The following is a 17,761-nucleotide window of genomic DNA, read 5'->3' as shown; positions in this document are numbered from 1 at the left end:
TCGACTAACTGATTAGCTACTTTCGTTTAAACAACTTGGGGACCTTTTAAAGGCCCCCGCTACAATGGGCCTTTAGGCCCAGATTTCGTTCACAGTTTTGCGTGACGACATACACAAGATCAGAACAAACGCTTGTATCATTGCTGGTCTAGTTTTCAGAGAAAAAGTCGTCAAAGCTTTATGGAAACTGTTTATGGGCAGGTATGACAGAGCTGACCCTGCGCCAATAGGTGCGGATGACAGGCAATAGTGTAATGTGCCCGTTAAAGAGGCCAATGGTTTGCCTTTGTAAAATGGCTTGCCTGGCATTTTCTCAGTCCCTTGGGTTTCTACCCATAAAGAGATAACAAAGGATGAATTTCTGTTTCCAACCCTATACATTCGCGGTCCATATAGCAGCCTACGCTATAGAAGACAATCCCACTTTGGCTTTCTCTGCCAGATAGAATTTATTGGAAATAAGCTCTTTCTGTTTCAGTAGTATTAACTGCTTAATATTACAGATTATTCTGATTGATTTATCTTGCTTTTTTAAGTTGTTGAATTTGTATTTTTCGTGTTTATCAGTTTGAACTGATGAAATGAATTTTATATCTGTACTTCTTCAAAAGGAACATCACAGGGCTTGCCATTGGCAAACCACCATTTTGTTTTTTCCGGAGTCCCGGATTTTGTCGTGATCTCTGGGTTGGCTAAGGCGATGAGAGAGGATGAACTTGTTTCAAACCCTGTTTGGGTTTCTACTGTCATTGCGTTTTTGGGGTCACTATTTTTCCGAGCTAGAATTTGCTTCCATCCTGACCAGTCATTTGCATCGACATCAGGAATAGAATTCTCAAAATCCTGTCTATGGGAAATGATACGCGGGCTGTCATCGTTGCCATCGCCAGCCGTGATCATAAAAATACCCTTGGGGATGGGGAACACTTCTATGGCTCCGGGACCATTTTCGGTATCATTTCGTAACCAAAAAGCTTTTTTATAATCAGCAATGATCAGATTAAAACTTCGATAAGCTGCGGTGTTTAAGTCAGTAAGTGCCATGGCAGCATCGTAAGACTCGGCGTGGTCCAGTGCTTCAAGAACAAGCTCGCCTCTGCTCCGTTTATCTTCTTTTGCGCCAAGACTTCCTCGACGATTTAGGACGCATGATATAAGGCCGTAATCATTTACTCCCAACCAAGTGCCCCCAGCAAGTTCATCCAAGCCTGCAATAGTTTCTGGGCGGTCATCCCAATGACGTTTTGGGGGAAGCCAAGGACGATCATTCATTTCGTCGCGATTGCCTGCAAATAAAAGCGGCCATTTATGACCTGGGCGAGAGAGAAGGGTAACGGTACACATGAATCCTGCTATAAAATGTAATTATATTGATATAATTAAAGGGTTTCCCTTGCAGAAGAGAAGGGTTATGACAAAATATATAACAGATGGTTCGATGAATGGCTTTCAGTTATTTTGCAAACTGATTTCGTACTGAATAACCGACAAGTTTTAAATTCAAGAATGACAATTAAGTTCAGGCAAGGAGTCTTTGTTCTATGACTAATATTAGTGACCGCGAAAAGGCATTTGAAGACAAATACCAGCACGATGAAGAGTTGCGGTTCAAAACAGAAGCACGTCGTAACAAGCTTCTTGGGCTTTGGGCTGCTGATTTGATGGGTCTCACCGGGGATGCTGCGGAAGAATATGCAAAGACTGTTGTCAAAGCAGACTTGATTGAACCTGGTGAAGAGGACGTTAAACAAAAGGTTCTCAAAGATTTCCAGAGTCGTAATGTCGATAAATCAGTTCATCAGTTAGAGCGTCAGATGGCTGAATTGATGGAAGAAGCCAAAAAACAGATGATGAGCTAATCATCGCAATTAGCCGCGGCTTTATGATTACGTTAAAAGGAGCTTTCTAGAGAAGGCTCCTTTTTTGGTTTTAAATCATATTGCTTGATAAGTGGCTTGAGGCTTTGCGAATAAACTTTTGGTTATTAAGTTGCGTTTATACTGAACGATACAGAAGTATTTCAGTATCTTTAGTATTTCAGTATCTTTCAGGGAAATGTAAATATGGATGCATTACAGGAATTGAAAGAAGCTCATGAAAACAAGTTTAAGCATGAGCAGGATATCCTCTTTAAAGCTAAAATACGCCGGAATAGATTGGTCGGGCTTTGGGCTGGTGAATTAATGGAATTCTCCAGGAGCGATATCGAAAAATACGCAGAAGAGTTGGTTCAGTTGCATATCAACGACACGGGGCGCGATCGGTTGCAGGTAAAGATCGTCGATGATTTTAATCGCAACGGTGTGCACAAATCTGAACATCGTATTGAAAGACAGATTCAAGATTTTATGCAGCAGGCTATAGAGTTGGTGAAAAACGAATAGAGGGTTTCAAGGGCTTATATAATATAAAGAGAGCCCCAAACACAGGGGCTCTCTTGTACACTGTATACCGTTCGTGAGGCTGTATCACTTTCCGAAAATGCGCTCGAAAATACGATCAACGTTTTTGGTGTGGTAGCTGATGGAATCTTCATCAAGGAGTTTGCTGAGTTTTTCAACACTCAGAATTTTCATCAAGCCTTCGTCTTTAGACATAAAGAAGAAGAAACGGTTGTCGTGTTCTTGTGCTTCTTTTTCTACAGCATCGAGTTCGGCAGGTGAATCCGGGTTGTCTGGGTCGATGCCATAGCTTTTCCAAACACGCATGGCATTGCGTTGAACAATGCGATAAGCATCTTCACGGCTGATGTCGTTCTGTGTGAGGTAAAGCAAAACGCGTTGGGCATCGTGGATGCCACCAAAGTTGTTCATATGATCGAGCATGTTTTGCGGATAGACCACAAGTTTTTCAATTGTACCAGCTAAGCGATTTAGGGCAAAATCAAGTGTTACAGTCGCATCTGGGCCGATCATGCGTTCAACTGAAGAGTGTGAAATATCACGCTCGTGCCATAGGGCGACGTTTTCTAGGGCAGGGGTAACTGCGGAACGAACAATACGCGCCAATCCGGTCAGGTTTTCTGTCAAAATTGGGTTGCGTTTGTGCGGCATTGCAGAAGAGCCTTTTTGACCCGGCGCAAAATATTCCTGTGCTTCGCGAACTTCTGTTCTTTGTAAGTGACGAATTTCAGTGGCTACGTTTTCAACAGAAGAAGCGATGATCCCCAGAACAGCAAAGTAGTTTGCATGACGATCACGGGGGATGACTTGTGTCGAAATTGGCTCGGGCGTCAAACCCATTTTATCGGCAACATGTTCTTCAACAGAAGGATCAATATTCGCGAAGGTACCAACAGCACCAGAAATCGCGCAGGTTGCAATTTCTTCACGGGCTTGTTGCAGGCGTTTTTTGTTCCGATCCATTTCGGCATAGAAACGCGCAAACTTAAGCCCCATGGTCACAGGTTCAGCATGGATGCCGTGGGAACGACCAATACAAGCCATGTGCTTGGTTTCTTTGGCACGTTTTTCCAAGGCGGCAAGCAAGCGGTCCATATCAGCAAGCAAAATATCAGCAGCTTGTGACATCTGGACAGACAAGCAAGTATCCAACACGTCTGAGGATGTCATGCCTTGGTGCACAAATCTGGATTCTTCACCAACGTTCTCAGCGAGCTCTGTCAGAAATGCGATAACGTCGTGTTTAACTTCGGCTTCAATCTCATCAATGCGAGCGATGCGTTCAGGCGTGTAAGGTATTTGGCCTTTTTCCCAAATAACGGCGGCTGCTTCTTTAGGGATAACGCCCAAAGATGCTTGGGCGTCGCAAGCATGTGCTTCAATTTCAAACCAGATACGAAACTTGTTTTCTGCTTCCCAGATTGAAGTCATTTCTGGGCGACTATAACGCGGGATCATGGTGCTTTTGTTCCTTTTGGAAAGTGCACAAAGGTATGGTTAGCTTTTACTGCCAACAATCTCAGGGTGAAACAAGCGAAGTTGTTAGCGTCTGTCAACCGTTATAGTGATTTTATAGGGTGCTTTCCTTCTGTGAAGATCGTTTTGTTAACAAACAGAAGTGATTTTTCCATTTTCCATACAACCTTTTGTCTTTGTGTCTCTGTCTTTCAACAACTCGTTTCTTGTGTTATAGCCCTCGACGATAAAATTTAATGAAAAATTCATTGAGGCGGATGTGACACAAAATTCAGTAAAAAATGCTGATAATCTAACTGATTTTTCCAAGCTTTATTGGCAGTGGCTGCCATTATTGATGGTCGCGGTCATGGTTATTGGTCGTACGATTTTTCCAGATTGGGCAGAGTACGAATACTATATTGAGAGCGAACGGCGCGGTATCGTTGAGAATGCAGCCTTTGTTATGTTGGTGCCAGCGGTTATTTTTGGTTTCCTTGCTTGGCGTATGCGTGATGCCCTGCCGTCAAAATACCTCGGTTATTGGTTGATGCTTTGTACGATAGCAGTCTTTATTGCTGCGGGCGAAGAAGCGAGTTGGGGGCAGCATTGGTTCCAGTGGGAAACGCCCGAAAGCTTGGCGGCCATTAATGACCATAACGAGACCAATTTCCACAATACGCTCAATGGTCATGATACGACAATAAAATCGATTATCATGGTTGGCATGGCGATTGGAACGATTGTTATTCCGCTTATTATCAAGTTTGGATATATGCCCAAACCAGCAATGGGCAGCGCGCTTTACTGGCTATTCCCAACCGTTGTTGGGTTGCCTGTGACAATCTACTGTCTTGTTAGTCGTGTTCTGAGGCAGTTGTTTCAGAAGTGGACCCGACTAGATGAGCATATGTATTTTGATATGGATTTGAACGAGTTGAGCGAATTTTATGTCGCTTGTTTTCTCTTCTTCTATCTATTTTCTTTTTGGTATCGGTTGCGTCAGGTTAAGTCGCAATAAAACGATCCATTCTATCGTAAAAGAGGCTGCCGAAAGGTGGCCTTTTTTATTAGGATAGCACTGTTTTACAGAATCCCAAGATGGCGAAAGCTGCTGTTTCCCGTTTTGCTGATGATGAGATGATCATGTAGTTCGATCCCAAGCTTGCCACAGATTTCTTTGACTTCTTTTGTCATCGCGATATCTGCTTGTGATGGGGAGGGGTCGCCGCTGGGGTGATTGTGGACCATGATCAGGGCAGAGGCATTTAGTTCCAAAGCACGCTTAACAACTTCCCGTGGATAGACGGGGGTGTGATCAATTGTACCTTTTTGCTGAATTTCATCAGTAATAAGACGATTTTTCCGATCTAGAAAAAGCAATCGAAACTGTTCTATTTTTTCCCGTGCCATAACGATTTTACAATATTCGATAAGGCGGTCCCATGTATCAATCACAGGGTGATCAAGAATGGCATCCTTTGTTAAGCGGCGAGCCGCTTCGGGAATTAGCTTTAGCAGTGACGCGGCTGCATCACCTACACCAGTAACTTTTTTGAGCTCTTCAGGTGACGCCGAAAAGACTTCGGCTAAAGACCCGAAAGTTTCAATGAGTTTCTTTGCCAGAGGTTTGGTGTCGCCCCGTGGATTAACGCCAAAAAGAAGGAACTCAAGCACCTCATAGTCAGCAAGGCTTTCAGCACCCTTTTCCAGCAGGCGTTGACGTAGCCTATCGCGATGACCATGATAATGTGGCTTTTCTGTTTTCAAACCAATGCCTGAGTTTATCCAGATTTATAGGGTGTTTAATCGTATGGTGGTTTATGCCAACCTTTGGGGGATAGGGTGAAAATTTCACAGCCATCTGAGGTCACACCCAGAGTGTGCTCGTACTGCATTGAAAGAGATTTGTCCTTAGTTACGGCTGTCCAGCCATCATTGAGGACTTTGACGGCGTATTTGCCCCCATTGATCATGGGCTCAATGGTGAAGATCATGCCCTCTAACAAACGGGCCCCTTTTCCGGCTTGCCCATAATGTAAAATGCTGGGTGGTGTGTGGAAGCTGCGGCCAATGCCGTGACCACAAAAATCTTCGACCACAGAAAAACGGTTTGCTTCGGCATAGGTTTGTATTGCATGCCCAATGTCGCCAAGCGTAGCGCCCGGCTTGACTACTTCAATCCCACGCAAGAGGCATTCGTAGGTTACTTCGCTCAGGCGTTTGCTTTTGACGTTTGGTTTTCCGGCAAAAAACATGCGGCTGGTATCGCCATGCCATTCGTCCAAAATAACCGTTACATCTATATTCAGGCTATCGCCATCACGCAAAACCTTGTCTTCGCCGGGAATGCCGTGACAGACAACATGGTTGACGGATGTGCAGATTGATTTTGGGAAGCCTTTGTAATTCAGTGGGGCGGGGACCGCGTTATGGGATATAATAAACTCGTGACAGAGATCATTCAGCTTCCCTGTGGACACACCTGGTTGTACGTACGGTGTGATGAAGTCCAAGGTTTCTGCGGCCAATCGCCCGGCTTTGCGCATTCCGGCAAAGTCTTCTTCTGTATAGGTTACAAATTGTCGTTCTTCACGTGTCAGATTTTCGATCACGTTATTTCTTCCATTTCTAGTGTGTCTTACAGTTACGTCGATTATTCACGAACTGTCTTCAGTGTTACGATATTTAATGTTTATATACCTAGCTCAAGCGCCTTATCCAAGTGAATTCCCTCTGGTGTGACATCACAACTATAGATGATAACTTCAACGCCACGTGTCATTGCTACTTTCAAAGCATCAGCATAAACAGGGTCAATATCCTTAGCGGGTGCAAGTACAGTGCAGTCACTTCTTTGTACAAGGTAGAACATGACGGCTCTATGCCCTGATTCTACCATGTCCCCTAGCTCTTGCAGGTGTTTTGTGCCTCTTGCGGAGACAGCATCAGGAAATTCTGCGATACCGGGCACTCTGCTCAGGGTCACGGATTTGATTTCCACATAGCAATCGGCTTTGTCTTCTGCTTGTAAAAAAACATCTATACGAGAATTGTGACCATATTTAACTTCTCGTTTTATTGTTGTGTATCCCGTGAGACGCGGAATATTCCCAGCAGATATTTCTTGGAATACAAGTTTGTTGGGAACAGATGTATTAACGCCCACGGCAGTTTCTCCTGCCGCACCGATCTCCCAAGTATATTTCAGCTTTCGTTTAGGATTGTCTGATTCTGAAAGCCATATGTTTGATCCAACGTCGACAAGACCGAGCATTGATCCCGTATTTGTTGTGTGGGCAGTCACTATTGTGCGATCTGTCAGCTCTACGTCAGCTAAAAAACGTTTATATCTTTTAATCAGTTTTCCGGGGATTAGGGGGGCGTCAAATTTCATAAGATCCTCTTTTAAACGACCTTAATCGTTCAGCACTTTTTTTTGCAAGGGGAATTAATAAAGAACTCACATATGATCTATAAGATAGGTTGAACTTTCTTAAAAGATCCTCAAGTGCCATTTATAACACTTGCCAAAGATCTGGAAGCCAGTACAAGTTGTTGTTAACATTTTGTTCGCTGTTATTATCTGAGCCAAACCTGTTAAAACGCAGGTGTTTACTTACCCATCTTATTGCCCACCAATTTATCGGGAGAATTTTTATGAATTGCCGTTTTGTTCTTACTGCTTCTGCTCTTGCTATTCTGCTTTCAGGGTGTGCATTTGGTGGTAAGAGTGAACAAGCGGCGCCCGAAAAGCAGACGAAAACCTATACATCGGCACCTTCGACATTGGCAATTCCACCCAGTGGAAATTCGCCGAGTGGAAATTCAAACGAAGTTATCAATCAGAATGTTACCGGGACTGTGAATGAAACAGATGGTGGTCTGAGTATCAGTGACCAACCCGTAACGAACAGTTATCCTTATGGTTCTGCAGAACCATCCTCTACACCCGCACAAGCTCCGGATGAAACCCCGACACAAGGACAACCGATTATTAAGGCACCGGACGGCAAACTGTATTCTGCTGAAACGCCGAAAACAGAAGTTGATTATGAAAATGATGTCGCTTCCTGCCATTATTATGCGAAAGGTCTTGTCGCGCACGATGCACGAATTGAAGATGATCGCGGAGGCAGTTTTGGGGATAGTCTTGGTGGTGGAACATCATCCATCTTAAATCTTCGTCAGAGCATTGATAAGAAAGACGTTAAAAAAAGGCAGGCTATTCACTTTAACCGCTGCATGAAGACAAAAGGGTACTATCAGCGTTAAAGGTTATTTGACGGCGTGATTATATGTGTTGGTTTTGCTTCATCTTGAATGATGAAATCTTGTTAACCTGCTAATTCTGGTTATTCTCAGACTGTTGTCTTCTTCCTGACATCTTCTCTTTTGATCATCATTATCCCTTTGTTATGGGCGTAACCCATGTTCAATTTTATTTTGACCAATGCACGGTTCTTGGCCTTTGGCTTTGTGGTGGCTTTTGCATCCAGCTTTGGTCAGACATTCTATGTTTCTTTGTTCAGTGAAGAAATTCGAACCGATCTGAATTTGTCCCACGGCGATTTTGGTGCTTTTTATTCTTTTGCGACATTGATTAGTGGGTTCGCAGTGATATGGTTTGGCAAGCAGATCGACCATATGGATTTGCGGGCGTATAGCTATTTGGTGATCTTGGGGTTATGCACAGCTACTTTGGGTTTGGCTTTTATACCCTCTGGATTGCCATATTTGATCTTCCCTATTTTCTTTCTGGTTCGATTGTGTGGTCAGGGGCTTATGAGCCACATATCTGTAACCGCGATGGCACGTTATTTTCACGACAATAGAGGGCGGGCTATTTCGATAGCATCGTTAGGTCTTTCTCTTGGTGAGGCGAGCTTGCCTTTACTAACAATCTGGATGCTGAGTTTGTTGGACTGGCGAGATGCTTGGATTTTGAATGCTGGCTTTTTAGGCCTCATCCTTATGCCCTTGGTTTTTCTGCTCTTGCGCGGGCACAGTGAGCGAGATGCGCGCATGAATGAGCAGATTAAAAGTCAGGCCTTGGCGTCTGCTGGTCGTGATGATCATAAACAGTGGTCTCGTCGCGATGTTCTGCGGGATAAAGGGTTTTATTTAATGTTGCCCGGTCTGGGAACTTTAGCCTTTATTGTGACAGGTATCTTTTTTCATCAAATTCATATCGTCACCAGTAAGGGGTGGTCTATGGCATGGTTCGCCGGAAATTTCACGGTCTATGCCGCGATGATTACTATTAGTGCTGTTATGGCGGGGGCCTTAGTTGATCGTTTTGGTGCGTTGAGGTTATTGGTTGTTCATATCCCTGTTTTCTTGATTGGATTGCTGTTCCTAGGGGTATCTCAAGATCTTTACGCGGCAACCTTGTTCATGAGTTTTATTGGAATTTCAGTTGGCTTTGGATCTACAGTGACAAGCGCAATTTGGGCCGAGGTTTATGGAACCAGACATATTGGGGCGATAAGGGCAATGGCGATGTCTGTGTCTGTTCTCGCTTCTGCTCTATCTCCTGCTCTTTTTGGGTGGCTGTTTGACAGGGAGGTCTCGCCAGAAGTTGTCGTGCTGGGATGCATTCTGTGGTGCGTGTTTGCAACATTTTGTCTTTGGTGCGCGCAAAGACAATTCTTGGCCAGAAGGAAGTTTGCCTAAGAACTTGAGCGTTGGTAAGGTCTGGGTAGATTAAGAAAAGGGAGGCTCGAGAGCCTCCCTTCGCTGTTTTGGCTTAGTTAAAAGCACGTTTCATGAAAGGTAGTTGGGAGAGAACCAAGAGATCTATTGCGAGTACTCCGAGAAGCGTAAGCCCCACCAAAGGAAAAGCCAGTGAGAGAAGGAGCATGATAAACACGGCACCTTTCCAGAGTGGTAGGTTTTGAGGAAGGGGAGGAGCAACGAGCCTTCCAGCACCTTTGGGGCGACGTATCCACCACATGATAATACCGCTGATACATAGAAAGATTACAGCTAGGCAAGTAAGGGCGTTGAGAATTGTATTCCACCAGCCCATATCTCCTTGATGTAAGGCAGTCCCAACGGCCATTGATTTCGCCATCAGAGAATAATCTTCGTATCCGACTTCGGCCAAAACTTTACCAGTGTATTGATCAACATGCACTGTCCTGTCATTGGTTGGGGTCTCTGTGTCTCCGTCCCAAGAGTCCGCGGTAATTGTGTAAACACCTGTTGATGACCCGGGGAGGTTGATACGGAACTGTTTGTCAAAACCAATGCCGCGGGCGAGAACGACCATGGAATTCAGGTTAATTGCATAACCTTCCGGAATCCCAATAGTACCTGTATCAGAACCGGACAGGGGCATTTTTGTTAGTTCAATCCCCCAGGGAACTTCTTTGATTGCGCCGTCATTCATCATGCCATGGACTTCATCGGAGAGGGGAACGTTATCCCATTTTTCCGCGGGGAAGGTACTCCAGGCTTGTACAAATTTACCGCCCCAGATACCGGTCCAGGATAAGCCTGAAATGAGAAAGAAGACCAAAATCACGGAAATATAGAAGCCAATAGAAACGTGAAGTTCTTTCCAGAAGCTTCGACCACTTCCAGAGAGGTTTGGTATCAAAGCACGTTTTAACCCTTTGCCGTCTCGCGGCCACCAGAGATACAGCCCAGTTGTAATAAGCAAGATGGTTAAGCCTGCCGCAATTTCGAGCAGGCGATCACCTAGGTCGCCAATAAGCAGGCTACCATGAATGTCACTGGCGAAATAAAACCATGTGGAATCTTTCTCAACCGATCCAACAATTTTTGCGGTGTAAGGATCAACTGAGACAAGATTTTTCACACCGTCAACGTTAACAGTGAAAAGACTGGTCCGATCAGCGGCCGAGGGCGGGATATATTGTGTGATAGCGCTGCCGGGATAGGCATGGGCTACGGCTTTTTGCTGCTCTGTGGGAAGCACCATTTCCGCTCGTGGTGTTACATAAAGCTTTTCACCGAAACGGGTTTCAATGGAATTGAAATACACCATGATCAAACCAGTTACGGCAAGTACCAGAAGAAATGGGATAACATACAGGCCCGCATAAAAATGCCAACGCCAAGCGGCTCGATAAAATTTTTGAGATAGTGTTGTGGATGAAACGTCTGTTTCATGATCGTTCATGGATGGGGTATCTGCTGTCATATTTGACATGACAAACTCCTGAGTATTCTCATTGTACGAGATAATGGTTTTTAGTGCTGAGCGTAGGGCTAATAATAAGTAAAGACTTGTGGCGGGCGTCTTGTTGGACATCCCTTGCCAGTAATCTTCCCTAGCCAACAGATGATTTTAACTCAGGAGAATTTTGGGGGAGCCCGTGACCCATAGGCTAAGTGCCTTGCGAGTTCCGTTAGATGGCTATCAGAGATTTTGTTCGTAGATGCTTTTGATAAAACAGCGACTTCTACGAATTTCGTGAGTGTGGCGAAATGTTGATCAGCATGTAGGGAAAATACGCAGCTAGATCCACTCTCTACTTTTTCTTCGCCATCCGGAGGAACAGATATTTCTTTGATGCCTTCGGGGGTGCAGATAACTAGGGTAAGAGTATCGTCGGCAAAACGGGTCATCATCCCTTGTGGAATCAATGAGACAGCAAGGAACTGTAGTAAAAGCACAAGCTTTACTATTTTCCTTATTGCTGTAGCTGGTTGCCAGTTCATTGATAGTCCTTCGGTTATTCCGCTTATAGTCGAGATTTAGGTGACTGGACAATGTTAAATTTATCGTAATTCAGAGAAGGTTGTTGTTCCTATGGTGCATTCTTTGTAGCCTACAAAGGGTTTTGTGCTGGTTTTCTGGGTACAATTTTATCTCTTAATTATTTCCCTTTTTATTTGTTGTAAGGATTAAAACTGTTATGAGCTGGAAGATATATTTATCAGGTGAAATTCATACAAATTGGCGTGAAGAGATTGAGCAACAGGTACAAGAGTTAAACTTGCCTGTGGAAATCTCTGCGCCTGTGACTGATCACGCATCTTCTGATGATTGCGGTGTCGCTATCCTTGGGGCAGAAGATGATAAATTCTGGCATGATCATAAAGGTGCAAAAGTAAACGCAATTCGCACCCGTACGCTCATAGAAAAATCCGATGTCGTTGTTGTTTGCTTTGGCGAGAAATATAAACAATGGAACGCAGCTTTTGATGCGGGATACGCATCTGCACTGGGAAAGCCGTTGATCACTATGCACGGACCGGACCACCAACATGCTTTGAAAGAAGTTGATGCTGCGGCGCTTGCTGTGACCAGAACGCCCGAAGAAGTTGTGAAGGTTTTAAAATATGTAATCCGAGGGGAACTTTGATCCAATAACTTGTTGATTATAACGAAGAGAGCTTAAGCAATACAATGGAACGCATATACACGGCATGTCTGGTCATCATCGGGAATGAGATTCTTTCGGGAAGAACTCAGGATTCTAATCTTGCTTTTCTTGGTGAAAAGCTGAACGAAATCGGGATCAGAATGGAAGAGGCCAGAATTGTCCCTGATATTCCAGAGCGTATAATGCACACGGTAAATGAAGTGCGAAGTACTTTTGATTATGTTTTTACGACAGGCGGCATTGGTCCTACGCATGATGACATAACTTCGCAGTGTGTTGCAGATGCTTTTGATGTTCCTTTGATCCTACATCCCGATGCACATAAAGCTATGCTAGCTTTTTATGGCGAAGATCAGTTAACTGAAGCACGCCTGCGTATGGCACATGTACCTCAAGGGGCCAGCCTCATTGAAAATGATATCTCTGTTGCGCCGGGATACCAGATTGAAAATGTTTTTGTTCTCGCTGGTGTTCCGAAGATCATGCAATCCATGTTTTCAAAATTATCACCGGGGCTGACGGGGGGCAAACCCATGATCTCAAGGACTTTGACGTCTCATGCAAAGGAGGGGGAAATTGCCAAAGACCTTGGTGATATTCAGAAAAAATACCCTGATGTTGATGTCGGTAGCTATCCATTTATGGGGCGAGGAGGTACGGGGGTGCGCATTGTGATGCGATCAACAAATGAAGATTTATTGACGCAATGTGAAAAAGACGTTGATGTTGTTCTTAACAACTATACGTGACATGCCGAAGTGATGGCGACTTTTTTGTAGTATTGAGCATAAGTGGTTTTCTCGGCAGTTATAAAGAAGAATAAAAGGGTCTTGCCCAGAATTATACTTAAGCATATTAACCTTAAATATTACTTTAAATGCATCAATATTATTGAGCTATTTGCCTTTGGCTTGTTTATTCTCTTGTAATTTTTCCATACTTGGTTCATTTTGAATTATATGGGATTTTATGGAAATGCAATGAAGTCGACGGGGGATCGATAGAAATGCAAGATGCATTAAAGGCAAGTGTAGAAGAGCGTCGCGGTAAGGCGCGTATTGGGGCCGCGTTGAGCGGGAGCTTAAAGTTTGGTCCTGAGCTATCTACGAGCTGTGAGGTTGTGGATGTGTCAGTTACTGGCGTCAAAGTACAACTCGCAGATACTGTTCCGTTGAATAGTGAAGTTACGCTTATTCTGCCGGGGTCTGTTCATTTTGGCGGTGAAGTAATGTGGCGTCACGGGCTTCAAGTTGGATTAAAATTTAGAAATTCACCTGAAAAAATAGCAGAACGGTTGTCCGGTTTTCTTAATAGCGATGACATGCGGGTGTTGCATAGTTAACCGTTAACGATGGACCGTGATTATAAAAGCTCTTCGTATTGCGAAGAGCTTTTTTGTTAGCTTGCTATCGAAGAGCTAGGGGCCATTTTGTCTTGGTCGAATTCCACAACGAGTTGATCCCAAAAAATGAGAGCTTCAGGTAGCGTCATTGTTCCGTATGCTTCCATAAAGCGTTCAGCTAGGGGTAAAAACGCTGCTTTGTCTTTCTTTTGCCAGACATTCAGATGCCAACGCTCCCCCGATGATGTGATGCCGTCGCCTGTTGCAAAGCCCAGGGCTGTACTTTCTTCTTTGTCGACTAACAGATTGAAGCGAACAAGGTCATATTCGCCTGTCTCATAAAAAAGAATACGGTCGATATCTGTTGTCGATAGAGACTCTGCGATCAGCACGGTTGCCTGCTTTCCTGGGCTTGGGATGAGTACAGGATAGCTTTCTTTTGCTTCTTTTTCGCATTGATATCCGAGGAGTACGCCTTGCTTGAGGTTTTGAACATCAATCTTTTTGCCCAAAACAATTTCAAGGACATCTTGATCCATCAACGAGCCAAAGAAGAAAAGTGGTAAGGTGTTGTCATGCATCTTGAAGCTCGGGCATTCTGGTGTTCTGGAGATTTGTTTTTAATAAAGCTCTCTTTGAAAAACGAAACAAAGCAAAATTTCAAAGGAGAGCAAAATTATGTTCTAGCAACGGTCTCTTCTCAAAAAGAAGAGTGGTGCGGACGGCGGGACTTGAACCCGCACGGCCGAAGCCAACGGATTTTCATACCATCTACAGCTTTCGCTGCCACGCCTTTGGTGTAAACACCGCGCGTTTGTGGTCTGGACTATCCCTTCACCATAACAAGGCCTAACTCACTGATCCTTGTCGTAGGTGCTGCCCGTCTAGTCTCTACACCTTCCCAAATCTTTTTCAAGTCTTGGGCTTGGCTCGGGATTGGCATTATCTTGCGATCTAAGCTTTCCCCGAATTTGAGCAGTTCTACTCTCTGGGTTTCCCCAAAGGCACTCAATTTTTTAAGTCCGTCGTGTCTACCAATTCCACCACGTCCGCACGTGTTGTCTAGGACACTCTGTGGGGAAATCTCTCGCCCGAAAGCGGCTTTGTGTCAATGATTCGTTTTTAGGTTTTAAAATTTTTTTTGATTTTTTCTGAAATGGAGTATGACTTCACTCAAATGAGCAAAGATATGATTCTGAAACACAAATTAGAAGTACGATCAGCTTTTTTCATTTTTATTGGGGGTGACATGATCAGTGCCAATTTCGCCTCTTTCTTTCGCTCTATCCAGGTCGATCTGTACATTGGGAACAAAGTCATCAGCCGTGGCTTCTTCAAGAAGCCATTCACGGAAAGCCTTGATTTTGGTGATCTCAGACGTGCTTTGCGGTGTGACAACGTAGTATTGGTATGTTGAGGGGGTTCTGGGGCCAAAGGGGCAAACCAATCGGCCTGCTTTTAGGTCGTCATAAGTAAGGGATGTGCGGCCCAACGCGATACCTTGTCCTTCTATTGCTGCTTGTAAGATTAAGCTGGAATCATTGTACCCGGGACCCTTGTCTGGGTCGATATCTGTAACACCGGCAATATGCAACCATCGCCGCCAGTTAACGGCAAAAGGTTCTTCGCCCACATCGTCATGAAGTAGCGTGTGATACTTCAGGTCATGGGGTGTGCGTAAAGGTAGGGATCCTTTGAGAAGGTGGGGGCTACAAACAACAAGACTCTCGTCTTCCATCATTTTATCAACGCGGCAACCGGGATATTGCCCTGCGCCAAATCGGATTGCTAAATCCACATCATCGCGAGAGAAATTACTTTTTGTAATGGTTGCCGAAACAAGAATGTCGATTTCAGGGTGCTTTCGGCGAAATTTTGGCAGTCGTGGTAATAGCCATTTTGCTGCAAAGGATGGCATGACAGAGACTTTAAGGGTTCCGCGATCCCCACCATCATAAAGTTTCTGCGTAGTTGATTTAATAATGTCGAAAGCTTCACTGACAGCGGGTAACAGAATCTGCGCCTCATCCGTAAGGATTAGGCGGCGGTTCATTCGGCGGAAAAGTTGAATCCCCAAATGGTCTTCGAGTGATTTGATCTGGTGGCTGACAGCTGCTTGCGTCACAAAAAGCTCTTGTGCGGCTTTGGTAAAGGAGAGTTGTCTGGCTGCTGCTTCGAACGCGCGCAAGGCATTTAGAGGTGGGAGAGGTCTAAGCATGAATTCACATTATAAAATCTAATCCGATATATGAAATATCATCGTTTGAGATTGAAATCAAACGGTCATATTTTAGCTGTATCAAAGAACACAGAGAACAATTGCCCGTTGAGGCATATTATTTCGGATAAGGAGAACTGTTATGGCAAATGTAACAATGCACAAAACCTATACTTTTGGTCTGTTGCAAAAGAGCAAGCAGGATGTATCTTTTTTGAAGGCCCCAATTGCAAGCGTCATCCAGAAGTTGGTTACATGGCAAGAACGTTTAAATGAACGTGCCAGCCTTCGTGATGCCGATGCCCATCTGTTACAGGATATGGGAATTACGGCTCAGGCTGCATTCCGTGAAGCATCAAAGCCTTTCTGGGTTAGCTAAAAATTACCCTGCCCCGACCGCGCTATCGGGTTCTTCTTTCTAGAAGATAGCGCACTTTCCTTTTGGAACTTTATAAAGTCCGTTAACTGCTCGCCGACAGCCGTTGACGGGCTTTTGAAGTTTTTGGCTTTGTGTGAATTCAAAGACAGACCAAACGCCTAAAAAGGGGAGGCTGGCAGCTTAGGGAAGAAATTGTTCGCGGATAATGCGTTCTTCCAGATTGTGCTCTTCGTCAAAAAGAAGATTCATATCGACGCTATTGTCCTGACGAACACTGACTCGTTTGACGTGTTTAATTTCGGTGAAGTCAGCCGTTGCAGAAATGGGGCGCTTTTCTGTGTCCAAGGTTCTGAACGTAACTTCTGCCGAAGCTGGAAGAAGGGCGCCTCTCCAACGTCTTGGTCTAAAGGCGCTAATGGGTGTCATAGCAAGCAGTGACGCCCCGATAGGAACGATAGGCCCATGAGCAGACAGATTATAAGCTGTGCTGCCCGCTGGCGTTGATAGGATGACGCCATCGCATACCAATTCCTGCATGCGTTCGATACCATCGATGTCTATGCCTATACTTGCGGCTTGTCGACTATCTCGATGAAGAGAAACCTCATTGATGGCCAGGGCTTCAAATTTTTGACCGCTCACTGTCTCAACGGACATACGCAAGGGATGCAATGTAACCTTCACGGCTCTTTCAATACGTTGATCAAGCTGATCTTCGTTATACTTATTGAGAAGAAAACCAATTGTGCCCCTGTTCATGCCGTATATAGGAATGTCCAGCCCTATAAATTGGTGTAATGTTTCCAACATGAACCCGTCTCCACCAAGCGCGACGATCACATCCGCTTCGTCAGGTGAAACAGCTTTGTATTTGTTTTCTAGGCATTCCAATGCATTCGTTGCTCTTTCTGTTTCAGAGGCAACAAATGCAACACGTTTTCGGCTCATCGTTTTTGCCTCATGGCAGCCAACCTTTTCCGTAAAACATCACAAACATTACAGATGTGTATTTCATAAATAATAACAATAGACTGACAGCCACTTGCAGCGCTGTCAAAATGTCTGATACTGATTGATAAATAAAATATTTCAAAGGGGAGTTATTTTGATCCGTTCATTCTTTTTCGCAATTCTGACCATCGTTGGTTATTGCGCAGTCTTAGGCGCGACCGTTCAGGCTGCAGACAGACACGCGGGTTACTATTATCCAGATCCGGTTTACCGGGAAGTTTACAAAGCCAGGGCCAAGCAGATTGCAACAGCGAACCGTAAAACCCGCATCGCTTTTGTCACTTCTATTACACAGCAGAACATGCAACGGGAATTTGCCCCGACAGCGGCAATTTTTGCAAAGGGTAATGATGCGGAAAAGCTCATTATTGTTGGGTTGGAAGATGGCCGATTGGATACGATTTATCGCGCACGTGCTATCTTTGCCAATATGACTGCGGGTGTTCGAACTTTACCCGTTTTTCAGGAGCTGGGTGTCGAAGATGTCTTTACCTTTTTTGATCTCGCAGCCTTGATGGGGTTTACCCAGATAACGGTTACCAATGGTCGGAACTTTACACACCAAGTAATTCTTCAGTGAAACTTGGCTTTTTT

21 protein-coding genes and 1 tRNA gene are annotated in these 17,761 nt (G+C 44.5%); 10 read left to right on the top strand and 12 right to left on the bottom strand.

The window, feature by feature from the left end:
- Positions 1-72: 72 nt before the first annotated feature.
- On the bottom strand, positions 73-309 hold the full coding sequence (locus tag ACN0W5_RS12015) for a hypothetical protein (protein ID WP_417454331.1): 237 nt from the start codon (positions 307-309) through the stop codon (positions 73-75).
- A gap of 279 nt (positions 310-588) precedes the next feature.
- A complete protein-coding gene (locus tag ACN0W5_RS12010) occupies positions 589-1,344 on the bottom strand; it encodes an NRDE family protein (protein ID WP_417454330.1) in 756 nt (251 codons plus the stop codon).
- 197 nt (positions 1,345-1,541) lie between these two features.
- Between ACN0W5_RS12010 and ACN0W5_RS12005 the strand changes: the two genes are divergently transcribed.
- Positions 1,542-1,859, top strand: a complete 318-nt coding sequence (locus tag ACN0W5_RS12005; RefSeq protein WP_299377399.1) for a DUF1476 domain-containing protein — start codon at positions 1,542-1,544, stop codon at positions 1,857-1,859.
- Positions 1,860-2,063: 204 nt separating this feature from the next.
- Entirely contained in the window at positions 2,064-2,384 is a 321-nt protein-coding gene (locus tag ACN0W5_RS12000; protein WP_417454329.1) for an ATPase inhibitor subunit zeta, read from the top strand.
- 84 nt (positions 2,385-2,468) lie between these two features.
- Here ACN0W5_RS12000 and purB read toward each other — a convergent pair whose 3' ends face one another.
- The gene (purB, locus tag ACN0W5_RS11995; RefSeq protein ID WP_417454328.1) at positions 2,469-3,860 is read right to left on the bottom strand and encodes an adenylosuccinate lyase; all 1,392 of its coding nucleotides are present in this window, start codon (positions 3,858-3,860) and stop codon (positions 2,469-2,471) included.
- 277 nt (positions 3,861-4,137) lie between these two features.
- Here purB and ACN0W5_RS11990 point away from each other — a divergent pair, with 277 nt between their 5' ends.
- Complete coding sequence (locus ACN0W5_RS11990) at positions 4,138-4,878, top strand: hypothetical protein (RefSeq protein WP_417454327.1); 741 nt, start codon at positions 4,138-4,140, stop codon at positions 4,876-4,878.
- Between the two features lie 65 nt (positions 4,879-4,943).
- On the opposite strand, the gene radC is transcribed toward ACN0W5_RS11990, so the two are convergent.
- The 3 genes from radC to sfsA form a co-directional block, all read right to left on the bottom strand.
- Positions 4,944-5,627 carry a RadC family protein gene (gene radC / locus ACN0W5_RS11985; protein WP_417454326.1) on the bottom strand — a complete coding sequence of 228 codons (684 nt, stop codon included), beginning with the start codon at positions 5,625-5,627 and terminating at the stop codon, positions 4,944-4,946.
- 35 nt (positions 5,628-5,662) lie between these two features.
- Complete coding sequence (gene map, locus ACN0W5_RS11980) at positions 5,663-6,469, bottom strand: type I methionyl aminopeptidase (RefSeq protein WP_417454386.1); 807 nt, start codon at positions 6,467-6,469, stop codon at positions 5,663-5,665.
- An 83-nt stretch (positions 6,470-6,552) separates the two neighbouring features.
- The gene (gene sfsA / locus ACN0W5_RS11975) at positions 6,553-7,254 is read right to left on the bottom strand and encodes a DNA/RNA nuclease SfsA (RefSeq protein WP_417454325.1); all 702 of its coding nucleotides are present in this window, start codon (positions 7,252-7,254) and stop codon (positions 6,553-6,555) included.
- Between the two features lie 263 nt (positions 7,255-7,517).
- Here sfsA and ACN0W5_RS11970 point away from each other — a divergent pair, with 263 nt between their 5' ends.
- Both ACN0W5_RS11970 and ACN0W5_RS11965 read left to right on the top strand, forming a co-directional pair.
- A complete protein-coding gene (locus ACN0W5_RS11970; protein WP_417454324.1) occupies positions 7,518-8,132 on the top strand; it encodes a hypothetical protein in 615 nt (204 codons plus the stop codon).
- Between the two features lie 156 nt (positions 8,133-8,288).
- Entirely contained in the window at positions 8,289-9,533 is a 1,245-nt protein-coding gene (locus ACN0W5_RS11965; protein ID WP_417454323.1) for an MFS transporter, read from the top strand.
- A gap of 73 nt (positions 9,534-9,606) precedes the next feature.
- Here the strand turns inward: ACN0W5_RS11965 and ACN0W5_RS11960 are convergent, their stop codons facing one another.
- Complete coding sequence (locus tag ACN0W5_RS11960) at positions 9,607-11,037, bottom strand: PepSY-associated TM helix domain-containing protein (protein WP_417454322.1); 1,431 nt, start codon at positions 11,035-11,037, stop codon at positions 9,607-9,609.
- Positions 11,038-11,180: 143 nt separating this feature from the next.
- Complete coding sequence (locus tag ACN0W5_RS11955; RefSeq protein ID WP_417454321.1) at positions 11,181-11,549, bottom strand: DUF2946 family protein; 369 nt, start codon at positions 11,547-11,549, stop codon at positions 11,181-11,183.
- Positions 11,550-11,746: 197 nt separating this feature from the next.
- Between ACN0W5_RS11955 and ACN0W5_RS11950 the strand changes: the two genes are divergently transcribed.
- The 3 genes from ACN0W5_RS11950 (at position 11,747) to ACN0W5_RS11940 (ending at position 13,559) form a co-directional block, all read left to right on the top strand.
- Entirely contained in the window at positions 11,747-12,196 is a 450-nt protein-coding gene (locus ACN0W5_RS11950) for a YtoQ family protein (RefSeq protein ID WP_417454320.1), read from the top strand.
- Positions 12,197-12,240: 44 nt separating this feature from the next.
- Positions 12,241-12,966 carry a competence/damage-inducible protein A gene (locus tag ACN0W5_RS11945; protein ID WP_417454319.1) on the top strand — a complete coding sequence of 242 codons (726 nt, stop codon included), beginning with the start codon at positions 12,241-12,243 and terminating at the stop codon, positions 12,964-12,966.
- Between the two features lie 257 nt (positions 12,967-13,223).
- The gene (locus tag ACN0W5_RS11940; protein WP_299377654.1) at positions 13,224-13,559 is read left to right on the top strand and encodes a PilZ domain-containing protein; all 336 of its coding nucleotides are present in this window, start codon (positions 13,224-13,226) and stop codon (positions 13,557-13,559) included.
- Between the two features lie 56 nt (positions 13,560-13,615).
- On the opposite strand, the gene ACN0W5_RS11935 is transcribed toward ACN0W5_RS11940, so the two are convergent.
- The 3 genes from ACN0W5_RS11935 to ACN0W5_RS11925 form a co-directional block, all read right to left on the bottom strand.
- The gene (locus ACN0W5_RS11935) at positions 13,616-14,140 is read right to left on the bottom strand and encodes a gamma-glutamylcyclotransferase family protein (RefSeq protein ID WP_417454318.1); all 525 of its coding nucleotides are present in this window, start codon (positions 14,138-14,140) and stop codon (positions 13,616-13,618) included.
- A 132-nt stretch (positions 14,141-14,272) separates the two neighbouring features.
- A tRNA-OTHER gene (locus ACN0W5_RS11930) sits at positions 14,273-14,343 on the bottom strand.
- A gap of 435 nt (positions 14,344-14,778) precedes the next feature.
- Complete coding sequence (locus ACN0W5_RS11925) at positions 14,779-15,777, bottom strand: transcriptional regulator GcvA (protein ID WP_417454317.1); 999 nt, start codon at positions 15,775-15,777, stop codon at positions 14,779-14,781.
- 142 nt (positions 15,778-15,919) lie between these two features.
- Here ACN0W5_RS11925 and ACN0W5_RS11920 point away from each other — a divergent pair, with 142 nt between their 5' ends.
- The gene (locus ACN0W5_RS11920; protein ID WP_417454316.1) at positions 15,920-16,156 is read left to right on the top strand and encodes a DUF1127 domain-containing protein; all 237 of its coding nucleotides are present in this window, start codon (positions 15,920-15,922) and stop codon (positions 16,154-16,156) included.
- A 180-nt stretch (positions 16,157-16,336) separates the two neighbouring features.
- Here the strand turns inward: ACN0W5_RS11920 and ACN0W5_RS11915 are convergent, their stop codons facing one another.
- Positions 16,337-17,104, bottom strand: a complete 768-nt coding sequence (locus ACN0W5_RS11915; RefSeq protein ID WP_299377646.1) for an NAD kinase — start codon at positions 17,102-17,104, stop codon at positions 16,337-16,339.
- 157 nt (positions 17,105-17,261) lie between these two features.
- Here ACN0W5_RS11915 and ACN0W5_RS11910 point away from each other — a divergent pair, with 157 nt between their 5' ends.
- Positions 17,262-17,747: a molybdopterin-guanine dinucleotide biosynthesis protein A gene (locus ACN0W5_RS11910; RefSeq protein WP_417454315.1), complete on the top strand. Its 486-nt coding sequence runs from the start codon at positions 17,262-17,264 to the stop codon at positions 17,745-17,747.
- The last annotated feature ends 14 nt before the right edge of the window (positions 17,748-17,761 follow it).

Source organism: Kiloniella sp., assembly GCF_048270245.1.
In the GTDB taxonomy this organism is placed as follows: Bacteria; Pseudomonadota; Alphaproteobacteria; order Kiloniellales; family Kiloniellaceae; genus Kiloniella.
This window is presented reverse-complemented; position numbering and strand designations above follow the sequence as displayed.